This window comes from Curtobacterium sp. NPDC092190 (genome assembly GCF_044755625.1).
Classification (GTDB): Bacteria; Actinomycetota; Actinomycetes; order Actinomycetales; family Microbacteriaceae; genus Curtobacterium.
In genome coordinates this window covers 676,899-697,159 of the sequence record NZ_JBIVRJ010000002.1, presented here as the reverse complement: position 1 = coordinate 697,159, position 20,261 = coordinate 676,899, and the positions used below count along the sequence as shown (strand labels likewise).

At 71.4% G+C, this 20,261-nt stretch carries 18 protein-coding genes; 2 read left to right on the top strand and 16 right to left on the bottom strand.

What is annotated here, in order from left to right; all coding sequences use genetic code 11:
* Window positions 1-20: 20 nt before the first annotated feature.
* A complete protein-coding gene (locus ACIQFY_RS07500) occupies window positions 21-1,280 on the bottom strand; it encodes a class I SAM-dependent RNA methyltransferase (RefSeq protein ID WP_400339106.1) in 1,260 nt (419 codons plus the stop codon).
* A 14-nt stretch (window positions 1,281-1,294) separates the two neighbouring features.
* Between ACIQFY_RS07500 and ACIQFY_RS07495 the strand changes: the two genes are divergently transcribed.
* Together ACIQFY_RS07495 and ACIQFY_RS07490 are read left to right on the top strand one after the other, a co-directional pair.
* The gene (locus tag ACIQFY_RS07495) at window positions 1,295-2,104 is read left to right on the top strand and encodes a Maf family protein (protein ID WP_326495504.1); all 810 of its coding nucleotides are present in this window, start codon (window positions 1,295-1,297) and stop codon (window positions 2,102-2,104) included.
* A gap of 79 nt (window positions 2,105-2,183) precedes the next feature.
* Window positions 2,184-3,962 carry an acetyl/propionyl/methylcrotonyl-CoA carboxylase subunit alpha gene (locus ACIQFY_RS07490; protein WP_400339103.1) on the top strand — a complete coding sequence of 593 codons (1,779 nt, stop codon included), beginning with the start codon at window positions 2,184-2,186 and terminating at the stop codon, window positions 3,960-3,962.
* Window positions 3,963-4,120: 158 nt separating this feature from the next.
* Here the strand turns inward: ACIQFY_RS07490 and ACIQFY_RS07485 are convergent, their stop codons facing one another.
* The 15 genes from ACIQFY_RS07485 to ACIQFY_RS07415 form a co-directional block, all read right to left on the bottom strand.
* Window positions 4,121-5,074, bottom strand: coding sequence for a hypothetical protein (locus tag ACIQFY_RS07485; RefSeq protein WP_400339100.1), 954 nt, complete (start codon window positions 5,072-5,074; stop codon window positions 4,121-4,123).
* A 304-nt stretch (window positions 5,075-5,378) separates the two neighbouring features.
* Window positions 5,379-7,025, bottom strand: coding sequence for a phospho-sugar mutase (locus ACIQFY_RS07480; protein ID WP_400339256.1), 1,647 nt, complete (start codon window positions 7,023-7,025; stop codon window positions 5,379-5,381).
* A gap of 71 nt (window positions 7,026-7,096) precedes the next feature.
* A complete protein-coding gene (locus tag ACIQFY_RS07475) occupies window positions 7,097-7,924 on the bottom strand; it encodes a purine-nucleoside phosphorylase (RefSeq protein WP_066655080.1) in 828 nt (275 codons plus the stop codon).
* 32 nt (window positions 7,925-7,956) lie between these two features.
* Window positions 7,957-8,235: a PTS sugar transporter subunit IIB gene (locus ACIQFY_RS07470; protein ID WP_209685140.1), complete on the bottom strand. Its 279-nt coding sequence runs from the start codon at window positions 8,233-8,235 to the stop codon at window positions 7,957-7,959.
* Window positions 8,232-8,678: a PTS sugar transporter subunit IIA gene (locus ACIQFY_RS07465; protein ID WP_400339097.1), complete on the bottom strand. Its 447-nt coding sequence runs from the start codon at window positions 8,676-8,678 to the stop codon at window positions 8,232-8,234. Before ACIQFY_RS07465 ends, ACIQFY_RS07470 begins: the two co-directional genes overlap by 4 nt.
* A 2-nt stretch (window positions 8,679-8,680) precedes the next feature.
* Window positions 8,681-9,793: an adenosine deaminase gene (locus tag ACIQFY_RS07460; RefSeq protein WP_400339095.1), complete on the bottom strand. Its 1,113-nt coding sequence runs from the start codon at window positions 9,791-9,793 to the stop codon at window positions 8,681-8,683.
* Window positions 9,794-9,918: 125 nt separating this feature from the next.
* Window positions 9,919-11,208, bottom strand: coding sequence for a thymidine phosphorylase (locus ACIQFY_RS07455; protein ID WP_209685137.1), 1,290 nt, complete (start codon window positions 11,206-11,208; stop codon window positions 9,919-9,921).
* 1 nt (window position 11,209) lies between these two features.
* Window positions 11,210-11,629 (bottom strand): cytidine deaminase, encoded by a 420-nt coding sequence (locus tag ACIQFY_RS07450; protein ID WP_326495580.1) that lies wholly within the window; start codon window positions 11,627-11,629, stop codon window positions 11,210-11,212.
* A gap of 184 nt (window positions 11,630-11,813) precedes the next feature.
* On the bottom strand, window positions 11,814-13,100 hold the full coding sequence (locus ACIQFY_RS07445; RefSeq protein ID WP_066655089.1) for an ABC transporter permease: 1,287 nt from the start codon (window positions 13,098-13,100) through the stop codon (window positions 11,814-11,816).
* A complete protein-coding gene (locus ACIQFY_RS07440) occupies window positions 13,097-14,443 on the bottom strand; it encodes an ABC transporter permease (protein ID WP_251159538.1) in 1,347 nt (448 codons plus the stop codon). The genes ACIQFY_RS07445 and ACIQFY_RS07440 overlap by 4 nt, the downstream gene beginning before the upstream one ends.
* Entirely contained in the window at window positions 14,440-15,960 is a 1,521-nt protein-coding gene (locus tag ACIQFY_RS07435; protein ID WP_066655091.1) for an ABC transporter ATP-binding protein, read from the bottom strand. Before ACIQFY_RS07435 ends, ACIQFY_RS07440 begins: the two co-directional genes overlap by 4 nt.
* A gap of 95 nt (window positions 15,961-16,055) precedes the next feature.
* Window positions 16,056-17,126 carry a BMP family protein gene (locus ACIQFY_RS07430; protein ID WP_066655092.1) on the bottom strand — a complete coding sequence of 357 codons (1,071 nt, stop codon included), beginning with the start codon at window positions 17,124-17,126 and terminating at the stop codon, window positions 16,056-16,058.
* Between the two features lie 269 nt (window positions 17,127-17,395).
* Window positions 17,396-17,596 carry a hypothetical protein gene (locus tag ACIQFY_RS07425; protein WP_326495499.1) on the bottom strand — a complete coding sequence of 67 codons (201 nt, stop codon included), beginning with the start codon at window positions 17,594-17,596 and terminating at the stop codon, window positions 17,396-17,398.
* Window positions 17,597-17,759: 163 nt separating this feature from the next.
* Complete coding sequence (locus ACIQFY_RS07420; protein WP_400339089.1) at window positions 17,760-18,299, bottom strand: hypothetical protein; 540 nt, start codon at window positions 18,297-18,299, stop codon at window positions 17,760-17,762.
* A 28-nt stretch (window positions 18,300-18,327) separates the two neighbouring features.
* On the bottom strand, window positions 18,328-20,256 hold the full coding sequence (locus ACIQFY_RS07415) for an alpha/beta hydrolase (protein ID WP_400339086.1): 1,929 nt from the start codon (window positions 20,254-20,256) through the stop codon (window positions 18,328-18,330).
* Between the last annotated feature and the right edge of the window lie 5 nt (window positions 20,257-20,261).

The following is a 20,261-nucleotide window of genomic DNA, read 5'->3' as shown; positions in this document are numbered from 1 at the left end:
GTCACACTGCGGACCCGGGGTCAGGCGATCGGGACCAGCCGCGCGACCGCCTCGAGGTGGTGGGTGTGCGGGAACAGGTCGAACGCACGCAGCGCCTCGAGCCGGTACCCGAGGTCGGCGAAGGTCGCGACGTCGCGCGCCAGGGCGACCGGGTCGCAGGCGACGTAGACGACCTGCGCGGGCTGGAGCGCGGCGACCTGCACGACGACCTCGCGGCCCGCGCCGGACCGCGGCGGGTCGAGCACGACGGTGCCGGCACGGAAGCGCTGCAGCTCCGGTCGGGACGCGTCGGCGGCCGTCCGGGCGAGCCAACGGTCCACGCGGCCGGTCTCGGCTCGCGCGCCGATCCACTCCGCCAGGTTCTCCTGCGCGTGCTCGGTGGCCCGGGCCGCGCTCTCGACGCTCGTGATGCGGGCCTTCGGGCCGACGACGTCGCCGAGTGCCGCCGCGAGCAGTCCGACGCCGCCGTAGAGGTCGAGGTGCTGCCCCTCCGGGTCGAGCCGGTCACGGTCGACCAGGTCCTGCACGGCCGCGGTGAGCACGGCCGGCGCCTGGCGGTGGACCTGCCAGAAGCCGTTGTCGTCGACGGTGAACGAACGCTCCCCCACGACCTCGGTCACGACGGTGGGCTTCTGCTCGTCGATGACGAGCCTGGCCCCCTCGGCGCCGCTCGGCGCGAGGACGTCGACGACCGACGCGCCCGGCATCGCACCGCGCCCGAGCGGCGCACTCTCCTGCACACGCGCGGAGGCGAGCGGGAGCGAGGCCACCGGCACCACCGTGTGGGAGCGCGAGGCGAACGGGCCCGCTGTACCGTCCTCGTCGACGTGCAGCCGGACGCGCGTGCGCCAGCCGAGGCCGTTCGACTCCTCGTCACCGGGGGCGGCCTCGACGGTGACGTCGTGTCCGAGCACCTCGGTGAGGTCCGTGCGGGCGAACCGCGCGAAGGCGTCGACCAGGACGTCTCGCTTGAGGGTGCGCTGGTGCGGCAGGGCGATGTGCCCGAACTCCGCACCGCCGGCGCGCACGGCGGGGTCGCGGTCGAGGGCGGCCTCGGGCCAGACGTGGTCGACCCGGTGCTCGCTCGGCGTCAGGACGGACACGGTGTCGGCACGCCAGAACGACTTCTTGCGGTCCTCGGTCACGCGCGCGACGACGCGCTCGCCCGGCACCGCGTCCGAGACGAAGACCACACGCCCCTCGTGCCGTGCCACCGAGATGCCGCCGTGGGCGATCCCGGTGACGTCGAGTTCGAGCAGCGTTCCGACGGATTCACCCATGGTTCGATGTTCCCATGCGTCTGTACCTCGCGAGTACCTCCCCCGCCCGCCGTGCGCTCCTGGCGCAGACTGGCATCGAGCCGGTACTCGTCGCGCCGGGCGTGGACGAGGACGCCGCCGTCGCCGCCGCGCGGGCCGCGCTCGGCCGAGAGCTCACCGGTCCGGAGCTCGTCGGGCTCCTCGCGGTCGCCAAGGCGGACGCCGTCGCGGACGCCCGCGTCGCCGGGTCCGCCGTGGACGGCTTCGTGTTCGGCGGCGACTCCGCCTTCGAGGTGGACGGCGTCCTGCACGGCAAGCCCCACGACCCGGAGGTCGCGAAGGAGCGGTGGCGGCAGATGCTCGCCGCGGGCGGCGGCACCCTGTGGAGCGGCCACTGCGTCGTGGACCGGCGCCTCGACCGCGGTCTCGACACGGCCCCGGACGCGACCGGGGACCGGCCTGGAGGCGCGGGGCGGACCGGCACCGTGCCTCCTGTCCGACGGGTGGATGCGGCAGACGGCGGGCCGCTGGGCATCGCCGGTCACCTCGGTGACGTCGCGCCGGGCGGGTCCACGCTGGTCGCCGCCGGCGACCACGTCGTCGCCGTGGACAGCGCCGTGCTGACCTTCGCCGAGGACGTGTCGATCGAGGAGATCGACGCGTACGTGGCGACGGGTGAGCCACTCGAGGTCGCGGGGGCCTTCACGATCGACGGACGGGCCGCGGCGTACATCACGCGCATCGACGGAGCACCGTCGGCCGTGGTCGGGCTGTCGCTGCCGGTCCTGCGGTCGATGCTGCTCCATGGCTTCGGCGTCGCCTGGCACGATCTGTGGGCGCTGTAGACATCCACACTGCTGGACGCCGTTTCTTTGTACGTGCCGGTCAAAACCGGCCGCCGCTGCACGAATACGCTGACGTACCATGCCCCGTATCAGCAAGGTCCTCATCGCGAACCGCGGCGAGATCGCCGTCCGCATCATCCGCGCGGCCCGCGACGCTGGCAAGGCCTCGGTCGCGGTGTACGCCGACCAGGACCGCGACGCCCTCCACGCCCGCCTCGCCGACGAGGCCTACGCGCTGAACGGCACCACGAGCGCGGACACCTACCTCGTGATCGACAAGATCATCTCGGTGGCCCGCCGGTCCGGCGCCGACGCCGTGCACCCCGGGTACGGGTTCCTCGCCGAGAACGCCGACTTCGCCCGTGCCGTCATCGACGCCGGGCTCACCTGGATCGGCCCGTCGCCGGAGTCGATCGAGCAGCTCGGGGACAAGGTCTCCGCGCGCCACGTGGCCGAGAAGGTCGGCGCGCCGCTCGCGCCGGGCACCATCGAGCCCGTCGCGGACGCTGCCGAGGTCATCGCGTTCGCGGACGAGGTCGGTCTGCCGGTCGCCATCAAGGCGGCCTTCGGCGGCGGCGGCCGTGGCCTGAAGGTCGCACGCACGCGCGACGAGGTCGCCTCGCAGTTCGAATCGGCGACGCGCGAGGCCATCGCCGCGTTCGGTCGCGGTGAGTGCTTCGTCGAGAAGTACCTCGACAAGCCGCGCCACGTCGAGACCCAGTGCCTGGCCGACGAGCACGGCAACGTCGTCATCGTCTCCACCCGCGACTGCTCGCTGCAGCGTCGGCACCAGAAGCTCGTCGAGGAGGCCCCGGCGCCGTACCTGACGCCCGAGCAGCAGACGCGCCTGTACGAGTCGTCGAAGGCGATCCTCCGCGAGGTCGGCTACGTCGGTGCCGGCACCTGCGAGTTCCTCATCGGCGCCGACGGCACCGTGTCCTTCCTCGAGGTGAACACGCGCCTGCAGGTCGAGCACTGCGTCTCCGAGGAGGTCACGGGCATCGACCTCGTCCGCGAGCAGTTCCGCATCGCCGAGGGCGGCACGCTGGACTACGCGGACCCGGCACCCCGCGGTCACTCGTTCGAGTTCCGCATCAACGGCGAGGACCCGGGACGGAACTTCTTCCCGGCCCCCGGTCCCGTGCACGCGTTCACCGCACCGTCGGGCCCCGGCGTCCGCGTCGACTCCGGTGTGGTCTCCGGCGACGTCGTCTCCGGCTCGTTCGACTCCATGCTCGCGAAGCTCATCGTCACCGGCGCCACCCGCGAAGAGGCGCTCGAGCGGTCGCGCCGCGCCCTGGCCGAGTTCGAGGTCACCGGACTGCCGACCGTGCTGCCCTTCCACCGTGCGGTCGTGTCGGACCCGGCGTTCGCGACGGACGACGAGACGCCGTTCAGCGTGTACACGCAGTGGATCGAGACGGACTTCCAGAACGACATCCCGGCCTGGAGCGGTTCCCCCGAGGAGCTCCCCGCACCGGCCGCCCGTGAGAGCGTCGTCGTCGAGGTCCAGGGCAAGCGCATCGAGGTCACCATGCCCTCGATCGTCGGCGGTGGCGCTGCCGGCGCCGCCGGTCGGCGTCCGGCCGGTCCCTCCGCTCCCCCGAAGCGCCGGTCGTCCGGCGTGAAGGGCGGGCTCGTGTCCTCGGGCTCGGTGACGTCCCCGATGCAGGCAACCGTCGTGAAGCTCGCGGTCGCCGAGGGTGACACCGTCGTGAAGGGCGACCTGCTCGTCGTCCTCGAGGCCATGAAGATGGAGCAGCCCGTCCAGGCTCCGCGCGACGGGGTCGTGACCGGCTTGAACGCCCCCGTCGGCCGGACGATCTCGTCCGGCCACGTGCTGCTCGAGCTCGCGTAGCGCGCCGCAGGCCGGGCGCCGCGGCCGCGCGCCGCGCGGCGCCCGCCGGCCCCGCACCGCACAACCGAAAGCACCTCGTGCCACGCAGTTCCGTGGCGCGAGGTGCTTTCGGTTGTTTCCGGGCACGTCGCGCCGGCTGCCGTCCGCAGGAGGATCGCTCACCGGACGGTCGTGAAGTGGCCGCGCGCCGTCGGCACCCCGACGCAGCGCAGCACCGAGCGCAGCCGATCCGTGTCGTCGGTCTCGACGACGCTGATCCGGCCGAGCGCTCGGACGTCAGGGTGGCGACGAAGCCGGTCCTCGCGCCGCTTCTCCGCGACGAGCACGTCCTCGGCCGACATGCCCGCGGCACGCATGGACGGGTCGGCGTACTTCACTCGACCGTCGAACTCGAGGACCACGCCCTGGTCGGCGAACCAGAAGTCGACGACGCCGATCGGCCCCGAGCCGTCACGGAACTCCTGCTGCAGCATCGGCCTCGGCGCCCCGACCTCGTCGAGCGCCACGCGGGCGACGGACTCGCCCGGCGACCCGGAGCGCGCGTCTGCGAGATCCAGAGCCCGCTCCGCCCTCGCTCGGAACTGTACGGCGGTGCTCTCGTCCAGTGTCGCGCGGAGTTCATCGAGGCTGGATCCGCGGGCGAGCGCACGGTCCACCGCAGGCACGCTCGTCCGCAGCGGGTACGCCACGGCGAGGTCGACCACCGTGCTCGCCAGGTCGGTCAGGGCTCGCCCGTTCGCCACCATGTACGACGTCCGGAGTGTGCGCCCCGCGCCGGCCCGCTTGTGCACGGAGCGCAGCGACTGAACGGTGGATCGCAGCGGATCGATCACCTCGATCGGGACCGGGAACTCGCCGGGCCAGGGCAGCCCGTGCAACGCCGCGGCTGAGGCGTGCGAGACGACCAGTCGCGGGGCGAGCCGATCGTGCAACGCCTTGATCCGAGCGATGTGCCGCTCCCCCGGGGTCGCCCGTCGCCAGTCGTCCGCGACGACGAACCGGCCCGGGGCCAGTCGTACGAGCTCTCCCCGCAGCGCGCGATCGCGGTGGTCCCGCCCGCGCCGCCCGGTCTCGTCCGCGCCGCCACCGACCAGGATCTCCAACGTCGCCATGTCCTGAGCGTGGCGCGCGCGCAGACCGGTCACGCGCCTCCCGGCCGTGCCTGTGAGCAGCGAGCGCTCGTCCCCGCTCTGTGCAGGAGGACCGGCCGCCCTACGAGGTCCGCACTCGTCCTCGGTCCCGTGGTGCCCGGATGCCTATCGGTGGTGTCAGCTGCTCGTGCACAACGGAAAGCACCTCGCGCCACGTGATTGCGTGGCGTGAGGTGCTTTCGGTTGTGCAGGCAGCGGCGGCATCCGCACAGCGGCGCGGGCGGCGCCGCCAGCGGCGGCGGCGCGGCGGACCAGCGCCGTGCCGCTACGACACGCGGGGCCGCACGTCGGCGGCGAGGGCGTCGACGAGCGCTTGCGCCTCGGCCGGCGAAGCCGCCACCGTGTCGATGTAGACCTTCACCTTGGGCTCGGTGCCGCTCGGGCGGACGATGACCCGCGCGCCGCCCTCGAGGTCGTAGCGCAGGATGTCGGACGGCGGGAAGCCCTCCACGCCGTCCGAGTAGTCCGTCACCCCGGTGACCGTACGGCCGCCGAGCGACGAGGGCGCCGATGACCGCAGCGACGTCATGATCTCCCCGATCCGCGACCGGTCGTCCACGCGGGTCGACACCTGCCCGGAGGCGAACGCCCCGAACTCTGCCGCGAAGGCGTCGAGCTGGTCGGCGACGGTCCTGCCCTCGGCTGCGAACGAGACGGCGAGGTCGAGCATCGCCAGGGCCGCCGAGATGCCGTCCTTGTCGCGGACGACGCCGGGGTCGACGAGGTAGCCGAGCGCCTCCTCGTACCCGAACACCAGGTCGGGCACGCGGGAGACCCACTTGAACCCCGTCAGGGTGTCCCGGTACCCGAGCCCGTACCGCTCCGCGACACGGGCGAGCGCGGGCGAGGACACGATCGACGCCGCGAGCACACCCGTCCCGTCCGACGAGCCCGCGGCCTGCGCCCGCGCCGCCGCACGCCAGCCGAGCAGCCAGCCGACCTCGTTGCCGGACAGGCGACGGAACGAGCCGGCACCGTCGGGGATCGCCAGGGCGAGGCGATCGGCGTCGGGGTCGTTCGCGATGACCAGGTCGGCCCCGACCGCGACACCGCGCGCGATCGACAGGTCCATCGCACCCGGCTCCTCCGGGTTCGGGAACGACACCGTCGGGAATGCGCCGTCCGGCTCGATCTGCTCCGGCACGACGGCGGGCTCGGCGAACCCCGCCGCGGCGAACACGGCTCGCGCGGTCTCCCACCCGACGCCGTGCATCGCCGTGTAGACGACCTTCGGTTGCGCGTCGACCGGGAGGGCCGGGGCCGGCACCGTCGCGGCGGTCGCGTCGACGTAGGCCCGGGCGAGCTCCGGACCGGCGACCGTGTAGTCGGTGGCGCGCGTGAGGTCGCGGACGTCCCCCGCGGCGACCGCGTCGATCGCCGCGGCGATCTCGCCGTCGACCGGCGGGACGATCTGCGAGCCGTCGTCCTCGCCCCCGAGGTACACCTTGTAGCCGTTGTCCCGCGGCGGGTTGTGGCTCGCGGTCACCATGACGCCCGCGCCGACACCGAGGTGGCGCACCGCGAACGCGAGCACCGGCGTCGGGAGCGCGGACGGCAGGAGGGTGACCTCGAGCCCGAGGCCACGCATGACCTCGGCGGAGTCGCGGGCGAAGACGTCGGAGTTGACCCGGCCGTCGTAGCCGATCACGACGCTGCGGTCACGACCGGTGTCGATCAGGAAGCGCGCGAGCCCCGCCGCGGCCTGCGTGACGACGACGCGGTTCATGCGCTGCGGCCCGGCGCCGAGCTCGGCGCGGAGGCCGGCGGTGCCGAACTGCAGGCGACCGGCGAACCGCGAGGCGAGCTCCTCGGCGTCGCCGCGGTCGATCAGCTGCTGGAGTTCCGCACGGGTCTCGTCGTCCGGGTCCTGCTCCACCCACGCGCGGGCGCGGGACAGGACGTCCTCGTCCACGGCGGCGAGGGCACCGCCGTCACCGAGGTCGCCGTCCGCGATGGCGCCGTCCGAGGCGCCCTCGTGCCGGGTCACAGCGCCGCCACCACGCGGGCGAGGAGGTCCGCGATGACCGGCTCGGCCTCGCGCCCGGCCTCGAGCACCTCGGCGTGCGAGAGCGGGGTCTTCTGGATGCCCGCGGCGAGGTTCGTGATGAGCGAGAAGCCGAGGACCTCCATGCCCGCCTGACGGGCGGCGATCGCCTCGAGCGCGGTCGACATGCCGACGATGTGCCCGCCGATGGTCTTCGCCATCTGCACCTCGGCCGGGGTCTCGTAGTGCGGGCCGCGGAACTGCGTGTAGACGCCCTCGTCGAGGGTGGGGTCGATCGACTTCGCGACCTCGCGCAGCCGTGCCGAGTACAGGTCGGTCAGGTCGACGAACGTGGCGCCCTCGAGCGGGCTGTCCGCCGTCAGGTTGATGTGGTCGCTGATGAGGACCGGAGTGCCGGGCGTCCAGTGCTCCTTGATGCCGCCGGCGCCGTTGGTCAGCACCATGACCGACGCCCCGGTCGCCGCGGCGGTGCGGACGCTGTGCACCACGCGACGGACGCCGTGGTTCTCGTAGTAGTGGGTCCGTGCACCGATGACGAGTGCGTGCCGGCCGTCCTGCAGGCGGATCGACCGGACCGTGCCGGAGTGTCCGGGCACCGCAGAGGCGCTGAAGCCGGGGACCTCGGCCGCGGGGATCTCGGACACCGTCTCGCCGATGATGTCGGCGGCCTTGCCCCAGCCGGAGCCCAGGGTCAGGGCGATGTCGTGCCGCTCGATGCCGGACCGGTCGGCGATGACGGCGGCGGCGTCGCGGGCGACCTCGAACGGGTCGGCGGCGGGGTCGTTCAGCGGGTTCTCCGTGCTCATGCCCCAACTCTAGAGGCAGCGTCGGGAGCTGCTCAGTGCTCCCCGAGCGCCCGGTCGACCGCGGCCGTGATCTCGCCCTGGTCGAAGTGGTTCCGGATCACGATGACCTCGGCGTAGGTCTCCCCGATCGCCTCGACGAACTCCTGGCTGGTCAGGATCACGTTGGCGTCCTCGGCCACGGCGCGCACCGAGGCGACGTCCGCCGCGACGACCGACGCCGAGAGCCCGAGCGTGCCGAGGGCCTTCTCCGCGTTCACCTTGAGGATCCCGCTGGACCCGATCCCCGCACCGCAGATCGTCACGATCTTCACACCGACACCCCCATGATCGTCCGGACCTCGTCCGCCGAGCCCGCCGCTGCGAGCCGCGCGGTCACCGTGGCGTCGTTGAACGTGTTCGCGATGTCGCCGATCGACTCGAGGTGCGTCCCGACCTCGGCGACCGCGAGCCCGAGGACGACCGACACCGGGTCGTTGTGCGGGTGCCCGAACGACACCGGTTCGCGCAGGGTCACGACGGCCAGCCCGTCCCGCAGCACCGCCGGTCCCGGCCGGGCGTGCGCGAACGCGAGTCCGGGCGAGATGACGATGTACGGGCCGTGCTCCTCGACCAGCTCGATCATCGCGTCGGTGTACGGCGGCGTCGCCGACCCCGAGGTGACGAGCGCGGCACCGGCGAGCCGGAGCGCGTCGCGCCACGAGGACGCGCTCGCTCCGAGCACGACGGCGTCGTCCGGCAGCGGCGGCAGGGACATCGCTAGGCCTCCTGGTGTCCGGCCGTGATGGTCGCGATGATCTCCTCGCGGTCCTCGAGCGGCAGGAACGAGCCGAGCGCGGCGTTGATCTGGAACGCGGCGAGGTCGTCGAGGTCGTAGCCGAAGGTGCCGGCGAGCAGGGCGAGCTCGCGCGACAGCGACGTGCCGCTCATCAGGCGGTTGTCGGTGTTCACCGTCACGCGGAAGCCGAGCTGGTACAGCACGTCGAACGGGTGGTCGGCGAGGTCGTCGCCCCACGCGGCGATCGCACCGGTCTGCAGGTTGGACTGCGGCGCGACCTCGAGGGGGATCTCGCGGTCGCGGACCCACGACGCGATCTCGCCCAGCGACGCCAGCGTGGAGCCGTCACCGGCGTCCGACAGGGTGATGTCCTCGAAGATCCGGACGCCGTGGCCGAGGCGGAGCGCCCGACCGTCCACCAGCGCGGAGCGGATCGACGCCAGCCCGTCGGCCTCGCCGGCGTGGACCGTCACCGGGAACAGCTCGGATGCCAGGTACTCGAACGCCGCACGGTGGTTCGCGGGCGGGAAGCCTGCCTCGGCCCCCGCGATGTCGAAGCCGACCACGCCGCGGTCCCGGTGCCGGACGGCGAGCTCGGCGATCTCGAGCGACCGGTCCGCATGACGCATCGCGGTGACCAGCTGGCCGATCCGGATCGCGCCACCGGCGGCGTCGACCGCTTCCTCGATGCCGGCCTGCACCGCCTCGACCGTCTCGTCGAGCGTCAGCCCACCCCGCAGGTGCTGCTCCGGTGCCCACCTGATCTCGCCGTAGACGACCCCGTCGGCCACGAGGTCCTCGACGAACTCCTTCGCCACACGGTGCAGCTGCGGCGCGGTCTGCATCACCGACGTCGTGACGTCGAAGGTCTGCAGGTACTCGACGAGCGAGCCGCTGTTCGACTGCTCGGCGAACCACGCGCCGAGTGCCTCGGGGTCGGTCGTCGGCAGCTCGATGCCCGCCTCGTCCGCCAGGTCGACGATGGTCGCCGGGCGCAGACCCCCGTCGAGGTGGTCGTGCAGCGAGACCTTGGGCAGGTCGTCGATGACCGCTCCGGCGTCGGGCAGGCGGTGGGTCGGGGCGTCGGCGCTCATGCTCCCAGGCTAGCGGTGGTCGCCGACGCCGCGTCGGCACCTGTGCACAACAGACGGACGGACCGACTGGAGGCTCCCCACAGACGAGTGGGGAGCCTCCGGTCGGTGTGGCCGGGCCGCGGCGCTCAGCCGGTGATGCGCTCCCGCACGATGGGGCCGCGCTCGGGCGCGGACGACCCGATCGCCCACGCACCCTCGAGCGACTCCAGCGCGCGGTCGAAGCGCGCCGGCTCGTCGGTGTGGAGCGTCCAGAGCGGCTGGCCCGCGGTGACGGTGTCGCCGGGCTTGACGTGCAGCTCGATGCCGGCTCCCGCCTGCACCGGGTCCTGCGCGCGGGCCCGGCCGGCGCCGAGACGCCACGCGGCGATGCCGAACGGCAGGGCGTCCTGCTGGACGAGCACACCCGACTCCGTCGCCGTGACCACGTGCTGCTCGCGGGCGACCGGCAGGTCCGCAGCGGGGTCGCCGCCCTGTGCCTCGATCATCCGGCGCCACGTGTCCATCGCGCGACCGTCGGCCAGCGCTGCCGCGGGATCGGCGTCCGGCAGCCCGGCGAGCCGCAGCATCTCCGACGCGAGCTCGACCGTCAGCGAGACCACGTCGGACGGGCCGCCGCCGGCCAGGACCTCGACCGACTCCCGGACCTCGAGCGCGTTGCCGATCGTCAGGCCGAGCGGGACCTCCATGTCGGTGAGCAGCGCCGAGGTCGCCACGCCCGCGTCGTTGCCGAGGTCGACCATCGTCTGCGCCAGCTCCTTCGACGCCTCGTACGTCGGCATGAACGCACCGGAGCCGAACTTGACGTCGAGCACGAGCGCACCCGTGCCCTCGGCGATCTTCTTCGACATGATGCTCGACGCGATGAGCGGGATGCACTCGACGGTGCCGGTGATGTCACGGAGCGCGTAGAGCTTCTTGTCCGCCGGTGCCAGTCCCGAGCCGGCCGCGCAGATGACCGCCCCGACGTCGCGGAGCACCTCCATCATGCGGTCGTTCGAGATCGACGCCTGCCATCCGGCGATCGACTCGAGCTTGTCGAGCGTGCCGCCGGTGTGGCCGAGCCCGCGGCCGGAGAGCTGGGGCACCGCCACCCCGAACGACGCGACGAGCGGCGCGAGCGGCAGCGTGATCTTGTCCCCGACGCCTCCGGTGGAGTGCTTGTCCACCGTGGTCTTGCCGAGGGCGTCGAACGACATCCGCTCCCCCGACGCGATCATCGCGAGCGTCAGGTCCTTGATCTCCCGCCGTTCCATGCCGTTGAGGAAGATCGCCATCGCCAGGGCCGCCATCTGTGGGTCCTCGACGTACCCGCGCGTGTACGCGTCGACGAGCCAGTCGATCTCGGCGGTGGCCAGGGCCTCGCCGGAGCGCTTGGTGCGGATGAGGTCGACGGTGTCGAAGGGCTCGACTGCCATGTCAGTGCTCCTGCTGGTAGGTCGCGAGGGTGCGGGGCCCGAACGCGTCGGGGAGCACCTGGTCGATCGTGCGGATGCCCGAGACCGTCTCGAGGAGCATGCCCTCGGTCGAGTGCTCGAACAGCAGCTGCCGGCACCGGCCGCACGGCATGAGCGTCGCACCGTCGCCGTCCACGCAGGTGAACGCGACGAGCTTGCCGCCGCCGGTCATGTGCAGCTGCGAGACGAGCGAGCACTCGGCGCACAGGGTGACCCCGTACGACGCGTTCTCGATGTTGCAGCCCGAGACGATCCGTCCGTCGTCGGTGAGCGCAGCAGCGCCGACCGGGAACGACGAGTACGGCGCGTAGGCCCGCCGCATCGCGGCGGTCGCAGCGTCCCGCAGGGCGCCCCAGTCGACGTCGACGCTCGCGTCGATCACGGTGTCCGGGTCGGACGGGAGGCTCGTGGCCGGGTCCGTCCAGGACGGCTCGCCGGTCGCGGGGCCGATGGTGACGCTCCCCACCGGCACGGCCGGACCGCCGCTGGCGCGTCGCTCCGGTACCGGCGGCGTGGGCCCACCGTCTACAGCGTTCGTGTCGGTCATGTGCCGCGCCTCCAGGCCGTCAGCTCTTGGTGTACGGCTTGCCGGCGGCAGCCGGTCCGCGCGACTGCCCGACCAGGCCGGCGACCGCGAAGATCGTGACCACGTAGGGCAGCATGAGCAGGAACTCGCTCGGCACCGGGGAGTCGATCGCGCCGAGGATGTTCTGCAGGTTCGACGCGAAGCCGAACAGCAGCGCCGCGAGCGTCGCCCGGATCGGGTCCCAGCGACCGAAGATGACGGCGGCCAGGGCGATGTAGCCCGCGCCCGCGGTCATGTCCTTCGTGAACGGGCCGACCGCGTCGAGCGTGAAGTACGCGCCGCCGAGACCGGCGATCGCGCCGGCGAGCGAGACGTTCCAGAAGCGCGTCCGCGCGACGTTGATGCCGACCGTGTCGGCGGCCTGCGGGTGCTCGCCGACCGCGCGGAGGCGCAGGCCCCAGCGGGTCTTGAACAGCGCGAAGGTGACGACCGCGACCGCGACGTAGGCGAGGTAGACGACGACCGTCTGCTCGAAGAACACCGGGCCGATGACCGGGATCTGGTGCAGGACCGGGATCTCGAGCTTCGGGAAGCGCACGCCGATGTTGAGCGTCTGCTCGTTCGGCGAGAGCACCTGCGAGTAGAGGAAGCCCGTCAGGCCCGAGATGAACGCGTTGATGACGACACCGACGATGACCTGGTCGACCAGGTACTTGATGCTGAACGCCGCCAGGAGGAACGAGACGAGCACGCCCGCGACGAGCGCACCGACGAGGCCGACCCACGCGGAACCGGTCAACGATGCGATCATCGCCGAGGTGAACGCGCCGGCGAGGAACTGGCCCTCGATGGCGATGTTCACGACGCCGACACGCTCCGAGATGACGCCGCCCAGGGCACCGAACACGAGCGGGACGCTGAGGCCCAGGGCGCCCAGGAGCAGGCCCGGCACGGGGATGGTGTCACCGGCGGCCGACCAGGCGAGGAAGCCGACGACGAAGACGACCGCGAAGACCGCGGTCAGCCAGAGCGGGATCCGGCGGTTCGCGCGGACCTCGACGACGGCGTACACGGTGGCGAGTGCCAGCAGGACGATGACGACGATGCCGGTGCCGGTCGCGGGGAGCGGCACGTTCGGCAGCGCGAAGAAGTCGCCGCCGTTCGCGAGCCGGAACGTGGTGTCGCCCGCACGGTGGAGCACGCCGAAGAACAGCAGCGCGAGCAGGGTGAAGACGCCGAAGCCGATCGGGGCCTTCCAGCTCCGGGTCGTCTCGATCGGGCGGTCGGACAGCGCCGGTGCGGGCGCCGCGGTGGTGGTGGTGCTCATGCGGCGACCGCCTTCCGGGAGTTCTTCGCGGCACGACCGCGACGACGCGCACCCGGCTGCGGGATGCGGAAGATCGCGCGGACGAGCGGCGGTGCGGCGATGAACAGGACGATGAGCGCCTGGATCACGCCGACGATGTCGATCGGGATGTCGTTCGCGGCCTGCATGGCGTAGCCGCCGTTCTTGAGGACGCCGAACAGGATCGCGGCCCAGAACACGCCCCACGGCTTCGAACGGCCGAGGAGGGCGACCGTGATCGCGTCGAAGCCGATGCCGGCGTCGATGCCCGAGGTGAAGCCCGAGGTCACGGCGCCCTGCACCTGGTAGGCGCCGGCGATGCCGACGAGCGCACCGGAGATGACCATCACCCAGATGGTGAGCGCGGGGACGCTCATGCCGGCGACGCGGGCGGCGCGCGGGTTCTCACCGATCGTGCGGAAGCGGAAGCCGAGCGACGACTTGTTGACGAGCCACCACACCACGACCACGGCGATGAGCGCGACCACGAAGCCGAGGTCGATGCCGTACCGGGGACCGAACAGCGCCGGGAAGACCGCGCTCTCCTTCGTGGCGGGCGAGATCGGGTTCGAGCTGCCCGGCGCCTGCAGCAGCCCCGGCGTGCGGAGCAGGTAGCTGACGAGGTAGAGCGCGACGTAGTTGAGCATGATCGTCAGGACGACCTCGTTGGCACCGGTGCGGGCCTTGAGGACCCCGACCAGGCCACCCCAGACCGCACCGCCGACGATGCCGGCGACGACGGTGAGCGGGATGTGGATCGCGGCGGGGCCGTCGAACGAGAAGCCGACCCAGCCGGCGGCTGCGGCACCGATGAGGATCTGACCCTGGCCGCCGATGTTGAAGAGGCCGGCCCGGAAGGACAGCGCGATGCCGAGGCCCGCGGCGATCAGCGGCACGGCGTAGTCGACCGAGCGCGTGATCGGCGCGATGGCCTGCGCGAAGGAGCTCGCGCCGAAGTTCACGACCGAGCCCTGGAAGAGCGACCGGTACGCGCCACCGACCGCGGTGCCGACGGCCTGGAAGGTGTCGGCGGGGCGGGCGAAGAAGTACCCGGCCGCCGCGCGGACGTTCTCGTCGGTGACGGCGATCAGGATTCCGCAGGCGACGAGGGCGAGGACGACGGCGAGGACGGTCACGAGCACGGAGCCGTTGACGATGCTCTGCAGCGCCGTGCTCCAGCGGTCACCGCCGGCAGCCCGACGCTCGGTGTCGTCCGCCGAGTCCGTCATGAGGTGCGGGGTGCCCTCGACGTCCTGCATGCGGTCGTCGGTGGGTGCCTCGGCCGGGGTCGCCGGCTGCGTGTTGTCTGGCGTGGGGGTGCTCACGCTGCCAGCTCCGTTCCTTCTGGGATCTCCCCGGCCATCATGAGGCCGAGGACGTCGCGCGGGGTGTCCGCGGGGACGATGCCGACGATGCCGCCGCGGTACATGACCGCGATCCGGTCGGCGAGCGCCACGACCTCGTCGAGCTCCGTGGAGACGACGATGACCGGGACGCCGGTGTCGCGGGTGGCGACGATGCGCTTGTGCACGAACTCGATCGAGCCGACGTCGATGCCGCGCGTGGGCTGCGCGGCCACGAACAGCCGCAGCTCGCGGCTCAGCTCGCGGGCGAGGACGATCTTCTGCTGGTTGCCGCCCGACAGCCGACCGGCCGCCGTGGTGCGGGACGGCGTGCGGATGTCGAACTCCGCGATCTTCTCGTCGGCGAACGCGTCGCGCTCGGCGGCGCGGATCGTGCCGGCCCGCACGAACTCGTCGTGGTCGGCGCGGTCGAGCATGAGGTTCTCGGCGATCGTGAACTCCCCGACCAGGCCGTCCTCCTTGCGGTCCTCGGGCACGAAGCCCACCCCCGCGTCGAGGACCTGCTTCACCGTGCGACCGGTGAGCTCCTTGCCGTCGAGCGTGATGCGACCCGCGTGCACGGGCTCGAGGCCGATGATCGCCTCGGTCAGCTCGGTCTGCCCGTTGCCCTGCACACCGGCGATGGCGAGGACCTCGCCGCGGCGGACGGTGAACGAGACGTCGTCGACGAGCACGACGCCCGACGGGTCGGTGACGGTCACGCCCTCGACCACGAGGGCGTCCTCGCCGCCGGACGCGGGCGTCTTGTCGACGACGAGCGAGACGGCCCGGCCGACCATGAGCGCAGCGAGCTCGTTGTTCGTCGCGGTCGGCGAGGCCTCGCCGACGACCTTGCCGAGGCGGATCACCGTGATCCGGTCGGCGACCTCGCGAACCTCGCGCAGCTTGTGCGTGATGAAGACGATCGCGGTGCCGGCCTCGCGGAGCTGGCGCATGATGCCCATCAGCTCGTCGGTCTCCTGCGGCGTCAGGACCGCCGTCGGCTCGTCGAAGACGAGGACCTTCGCGTCGCGGGACAGCGCCTTGATGATCTCGACGCGCTGCTGCACGCCGACGGGCAGGTCCTCGATGCGGGCGTCGGGGTCGACGTCGAACCCGAAGCGGTCGCTGATCTCGCGCACGCGCTTGCGGGCGCCGGCGAGGTCGAGACGACCGCCGAAGGTCGTCTGCTCCTGACCGAGCATGACGTTCTCGGCGACGGTGAACACCGGCACGAGCATGAAGTGCTGGTGCACCATGCCGATGCCGGAGCGCATGGCGTCACCGGGGCCGTCGAAGTCCTGGACGACGTCGTCCAGCAGGATCTCGCCCTCGTCCGCCTGGTACAGGCCGTAGAGCACGTTCATCAGGGTGGACTTGCCCGCACCGTTCTCGCCCAGGAGGCAGTGCACCTCACCGGGTTCGACCGTGAGGGAGATGTGGTCGTTCGCGACCAGGGGGCCGAACCGCTTGGTGATTCCGCGGAGCTCGAGCTTCATGTTGTCTACTGCGTTCCTGTTGGTCAGCGCGTCACCCGTCGGTGGACGCGCGGAAACGCGGGCGGAGGATCGATCCCCCGCCCGCGTTCACCCGACTACTTGTCCGACTGCGTCTCGACCGTGATCGAGCCGTCGATGATGCCCGACTTGATCTTGTCGAGCTCGTCCTGCAGACCCGAGTCCACCTTGGACTCGTAGTCGTGGAACGGCGCGATGCCGACGCCGTCGTTCTTCAGGGTGCCGACGTACGGCTCCTTCGAGAACTTGTCGTCCGCCGCCTGCTCGACGACGTCCTTGACCGCCGGGCGCATGCCCTTCATCACCGAGGTGAAGGCGATGTCCTTGTAGCGGGGGTCGGCCTCGTAGAGGTCGCTGTCCGCACCGATCAGGACGGAACCGTTGTTCGCGTCCTTGATCGCCTCGGCGGCCGACTGGTAGATCGGGCCGCCGACGGGCAGGATCACGTCGGCGTCCTGGTCGAGCAGGGTCTGCGCGACCGACTTGGCCTGCGTGCCCGCCTCGAAGCCACCGGTGAAGGAGCCCTTGCCGGTCTCGACGTTCCAGCCGACGACCTTGACGTCCTTCTTCTTCTGCTCGTTGTAGTACTTCACGCCGTCGGCGAAGCCGTCCATGAAGATGGTGACGGTCGGGATCTGCATGCCGCCGAAGGTGCCGACGACGCCGGTCTTCGAGTAGGACGCCGCCGCGTAGCCGGCCAGGAAGGCGGCCTGCGAGGTGTCGAACGTGATCGGCTTGACGTTCTTCGCGTCGATCGAGTTGTCGTCGATGATCGCGAACTCGGTGTCGGGGTTCGCAGCTGCCTGCTTCTTCGTGGCGTCTGCGAGGTTGAAGCCGACCGTGATGATCATGTTGCAGTTCTGGTTGACGAGCTGCTCGATGTTCGAGTCGTAGACCGTGGCGTCCTTGGACTCGGCCTTGTTGTAGTCGGCGCCGAGCTCCTTCGCCGCGTCGACCATGCCGTCGAAGCCGAGCTGGTTGAAGGACTTGTCGTCGAAGCCACCGGCGTCGGAGACCATGCAGGGGCGGAAGTCGGTCTTCTTCGCCGAGGTGGTGTCGGACGGGGCAGCCGAGCAGCCGGCCAGGACGGCCATGGTGCCGGCGAGCGCGAGGCCGCTGAGCAGGACCTTGCGGGTACGAGATGTCACGGGTTGGTTCCTCCGGGGGGCGGTGCCCGGACCACGTGCGTTCCGGGCGATCGTGGCGACAGTACACGACCGTCGGGCCGGTACAGAACGCCCCTGAGGGACTCCTGGGATCAGTTACGGGATCGCGACCCCGCCGAAACGCGCCCGTAACGCCGACGTCCCCCGTCGCCGCGCTCCCGGGGGACGATCCTGGCATTTCGTGGTGGAGCGCTACAGCAGGCGGGACCCGCCGTCGATCGTGCACGGAAGCACCAGTCGACGGTCGCGCATCACTCGTCGGCCTGCTGCTCCGCGATGCGGTCGGCGTCGCCGGGGAAGCACAGCGAGACAGCCTGGACGGTGGAGCTGCCGGGGACCGCGGAGAAGCTGATGGACGCGATGTCCCCTCCTCCCCCGCCGAAGACCACCGGCCCGGTGCTCGTGTCGCGCGCAGTCACGCGCATGCCCTGTGCACGCCAGTGGTCGGCCATCGCCGTGCGTTCCTCCTCCGGCCGCCCCTCGATCGGGGCTGCACCGCGCTGGCCGGCACAGCCGACGGTCGTGACCACAGACAGCAGCAGCAGCGCCGTGACCGTGGTGATGCGACAGGCAGGACGTCTCGCCCGTATCTGCCCCAGCATCCGTCGGGCCAGCTCAGGACCCGCTGCTCTGCTCCTCTTCGATCTCATCGGCACTCCCCGGGAAGCAGAGCGATTCGGCCTCCAAGGTGTACTTGCCAGGGAACGCGTACAGATCGATCAACGCGGTCGACGCTCCACCTCGTCCGACGACGACCGGGCCGTCAGGATCCGCGACTCGTTCGACGGTCATGCCCGCGGACTGCCAGGTACTCGTGACCGTCGCAGCGTCGTTGTCCGGACTGCCACCTTCGTCCGTCCTGGTGATCAGGTAGACCCAGTTGGCTCCTTCTCCACCGTCGGGAAGCGTGCAGCTGTCGACGTAATCCGGACCCTGCGTGGTGACCCACTCGCCCCCGAGCTCCGACGCGGTCCTGTCGACGAGCTCGGTCATCTTCCGCTGAGCAGTCTCGGGGTCCATCTGGGCCGTCCTTCCGTCTCCGGATGGCGTCTCGCCGACCGAAGGATGTCGAGCGCAACCGCTGATGAAGATCAGCAGGGCAAGGGGTGTGAGGGCAACGCTCGTCAGGCGCCGCACGGTCAGCTGGGCAGACATTCGTCTCCTCTCGAGGCTCTCCGGCCTTTCATCCTGATGACGCCGGTGTGAGCTCGGCATCGCGGCCCGTGGTCGCGAGTCCCACGTTGCGCAGGCTCTCGGTACCTCGGTCGAGGTACCCCCGAAGGTCACTCCTCAACGGATCGTGATGGAGAACCGGTGCGAGGTCCGTCCCGTCCGCAGCCGTCGCGCCGTCCACTCCGAACACGTCCACGCCGAAGATGTCGCGTGTCGGGTCCACGTGGTGCGCGTAACTCTGTTCACGGCCGAACTCGGCCCATTCGTCCCCCAGACCTTCCTTGCCGGTCGGCGCGTCCTTCGCCCGTGCTGCGTAGACGTGGTCGGCGTGGATGTCGGTGATCGAGCGCAGGTGATCCGGAAGCCCGGCCGAGCCCAGAGCGACGAAGCGATCGACGTGGACACCCTGCTCTGCGAGGGCGACGGCCGCGGTCGTCGTGCCGTACGAGTGCGCCACGACGTTCGTCTCAGGCATCTGGCCCGCACGGACCGCGTCGAGTCCCCGGAGCGCGTCAGCCAACTGTCCGCCGCCCTTCTTCGCCTTGCCCATGAACAGCACGTCCTTCTCGTCTGGGGTCTCGTAGCCGACCCACGCGACGACCGCGTGCGACGGCGATCCCGGGCGACGGGCTTGCTCCTGGTAGATGTTCTGGGCGCCTCTCGACCACATCGTCATGTCCGCGGACGTCGTGTTCATGCCTGGGACAGCCCAGGTCACCGAATCAGCACGATCGAGATCGCCGATCGAGACAGCAGCGAGCGGCGGTCGATCGTCGGTGAGTGCGATGAGGAAGCGCTTGCCGTCGGAACCCTTCTTCGTCAAGGCAGCATTGACGTTCCGGAGGGCCTTGCGGTCCGCGTACAGCGCCGTCAGTTCCCGCGCCAACACCCGTGAGCCGTCACCCGCCGATGCGACCGTCCGCTCCAGCTGCTCGATCTGGCGCTCCACGTCGACCAGTCGCTGGTTCAGCACGAGGGCGTTCGCCGTACTCCGCGCCCAGTACGGGACACCCTCGAGGTTCCCGAGTCGCGCGAGCACGTCCGTCGGGAAACCGTCGAACACGCTGGCGTCGGCCGTCGTCAGCCCGAGCGCAGCCCAACGCTCCGCGACCGCCGTCGGCGTCAGGTGCTCCGCGAACAGCCGTTGGAGGGCAGGCGCCGCCTGTCCGGTCGCCGCGATGTCGAGAGCCGCGTTCGACAGCGACCCACTGCCGCCGGCGGCCTCGAAGGCGTCGGCGATCCTGCCGATCCAGCTCCGGTCCTCGTCGTTCTCGCGCACGTAGCGCGCGAAACCCGCCGGCATGCTCGCGCGGTCGACCGTGACCCAGGCGCAGGAGGACCGGAAGGAGGACCACGCCGATCGCACGCGCTCGGACTCGGCCGACGCGGTCGTGTCCAGTCCCGAGGTCGTCGTCACGAAGGCCCGGAGCGCGCTCGGATCGGCAGAACTCCTGCCACGGCTCGCTCCGTCGCCGTAGCGCGCACGCTCCCGACCGCGGAACTCGGCGTCGACCTCCGGCCTCGGCTCGGGTTCGGTCGCCGGCTCGGGATCGGTGAAGCGCTCCAGTGCGTCGACGACCGATCGTCCTGCGGAACCGGCGAAGGCCTCGGCCACGGACGCCGCCCGTTTCCGCTCGGCGTCACGCGCCTTCCAGTCGGCGTGGTCACGCTGGCGCTCCCGTTCGCGCTCCGCAGCAGCGACCGCGGCGTCGATCTGGTCGGCGAGGTCGACCAGCACGCCCGCCAGTCGTGCCCGGTCCTCGGCCTCGACCACGGCCGCCTCACGGAACCGGTCGGCGTACGAGCCAGCAGCGTCGTCGAGCGCGGATGCGACGGCGCCCGACCGCGGACCGGCCTGCCCTCGCAACGTGTCAGCGGCTCGTCGCGCGACACGTGCGAGCGCACTCGCATCCGAAGTCTCGAACTGGATGTCCCCCATCAGCA

What these genes read in the sequence shown, in the direction of transcription:
- ACIQFY_RS07435 (WP_066655091.1), bottom strand. Translation starts at nt 15,960, where the DNA reads ATGAAGCTCGAGCTCCGCGGAATCACCAAGCGGTTCGGCCCCCTGGTC.
- ACIQFY_RS07460 (WP_400339095.1), bottom strand. Translation starts at nt 9,793, where the DNA reads ATGAGCGCCGACGCCCCGACCCACCGCCTGCCCGACGCCGGAGCGGTC.
- ACIQFY_RS07445 (WP_066655089.1), bottom strand. Translation starts at nt 13,100, where the DNA reads ATGAGCACCACCACCACCGCGGCGCCCGCACCGGCGCTGTCCGACCGC.
- ACIQFY_RS07455 (WP_209685137.1), bottom strand. Translation starts at nt 11,208, where the DNA reads ATGGCAGTCGAGCCCTTCGACACCGTCGACCTCATCCGCACCAAGCGC.
- ACIQFY_RS07425 (WP_326495499.1), bottom strand. Translation starts at nt 17,596, where the DNA reads ATGGCCGACCACTGGCGTGCACAGGGCATGCGCGTGACTGCGCGCGAC.
- ACIQFY_RS07500 (WP_400339106.1), bottom strand. Translation starts at nt 1,280, where the DNA reads ATGGGTGAATCCGTCGGAACGCTGCTCGAACTCGACGTCACCGGGATC.
- ACIQFY_RS07465 (WP_400339097.1), bottom strand. Translation starts at nt 8,678, where the DNA reads ATGTCCCTGCCGCCGCTGCCGGACGACGCCGTCGTGCTCGGAGCGAGC.
- ACIQFY_RS07485 (WP_400339100.1), bottom strand. Translation starts at nt 5,074, where the DNA reads ATGGCGACGTTGGAGATCCTGGTCGGTGGCGGCGCGGACGAGACCGGG.
- ACIQFY_RS07415 (WP_400339086.1), bottom strand. Translation starts at nt 20,256, where the DNA reads ATGGGGGACATCCAGTTCGAGACTTCGGATGCGAGTGCGCTCGCACGT.
- ACIQFY_RS07475 (WP_066655080.1), bottom strand. Translation starts at nt 7,924, where the DNA reads ATGAGCACGGAGAACCCGCTGAACGACCCCGCCGCCGACCCGTTCGAG.
- ACIQFY_RS07490 (WP_400339103.1), top strand. Translation starts at nt 2,184, where the DNA reads ATGCCCCGTATCAGCAAGGTCCTCATCGCGAACCGCGGCGAGATCGCC.
- ACIQFY_RS07420 (WP_400339089.1), bottom strand. Translation starts at nt 18,299, where the DNA reads ATGTCTGCCCAGCTGACCGTGCGGCGCCTGACGAGCGTTGCCCTCACA.
- ACIQFY_RS07495 (WP_326495504.1), top strand. Translation starts at nt 1,295, where the DNA reads ATGCGTCTGTACCTCGCGAGTACCTCCCCCGCCCGCCGTGCGCTCCTG.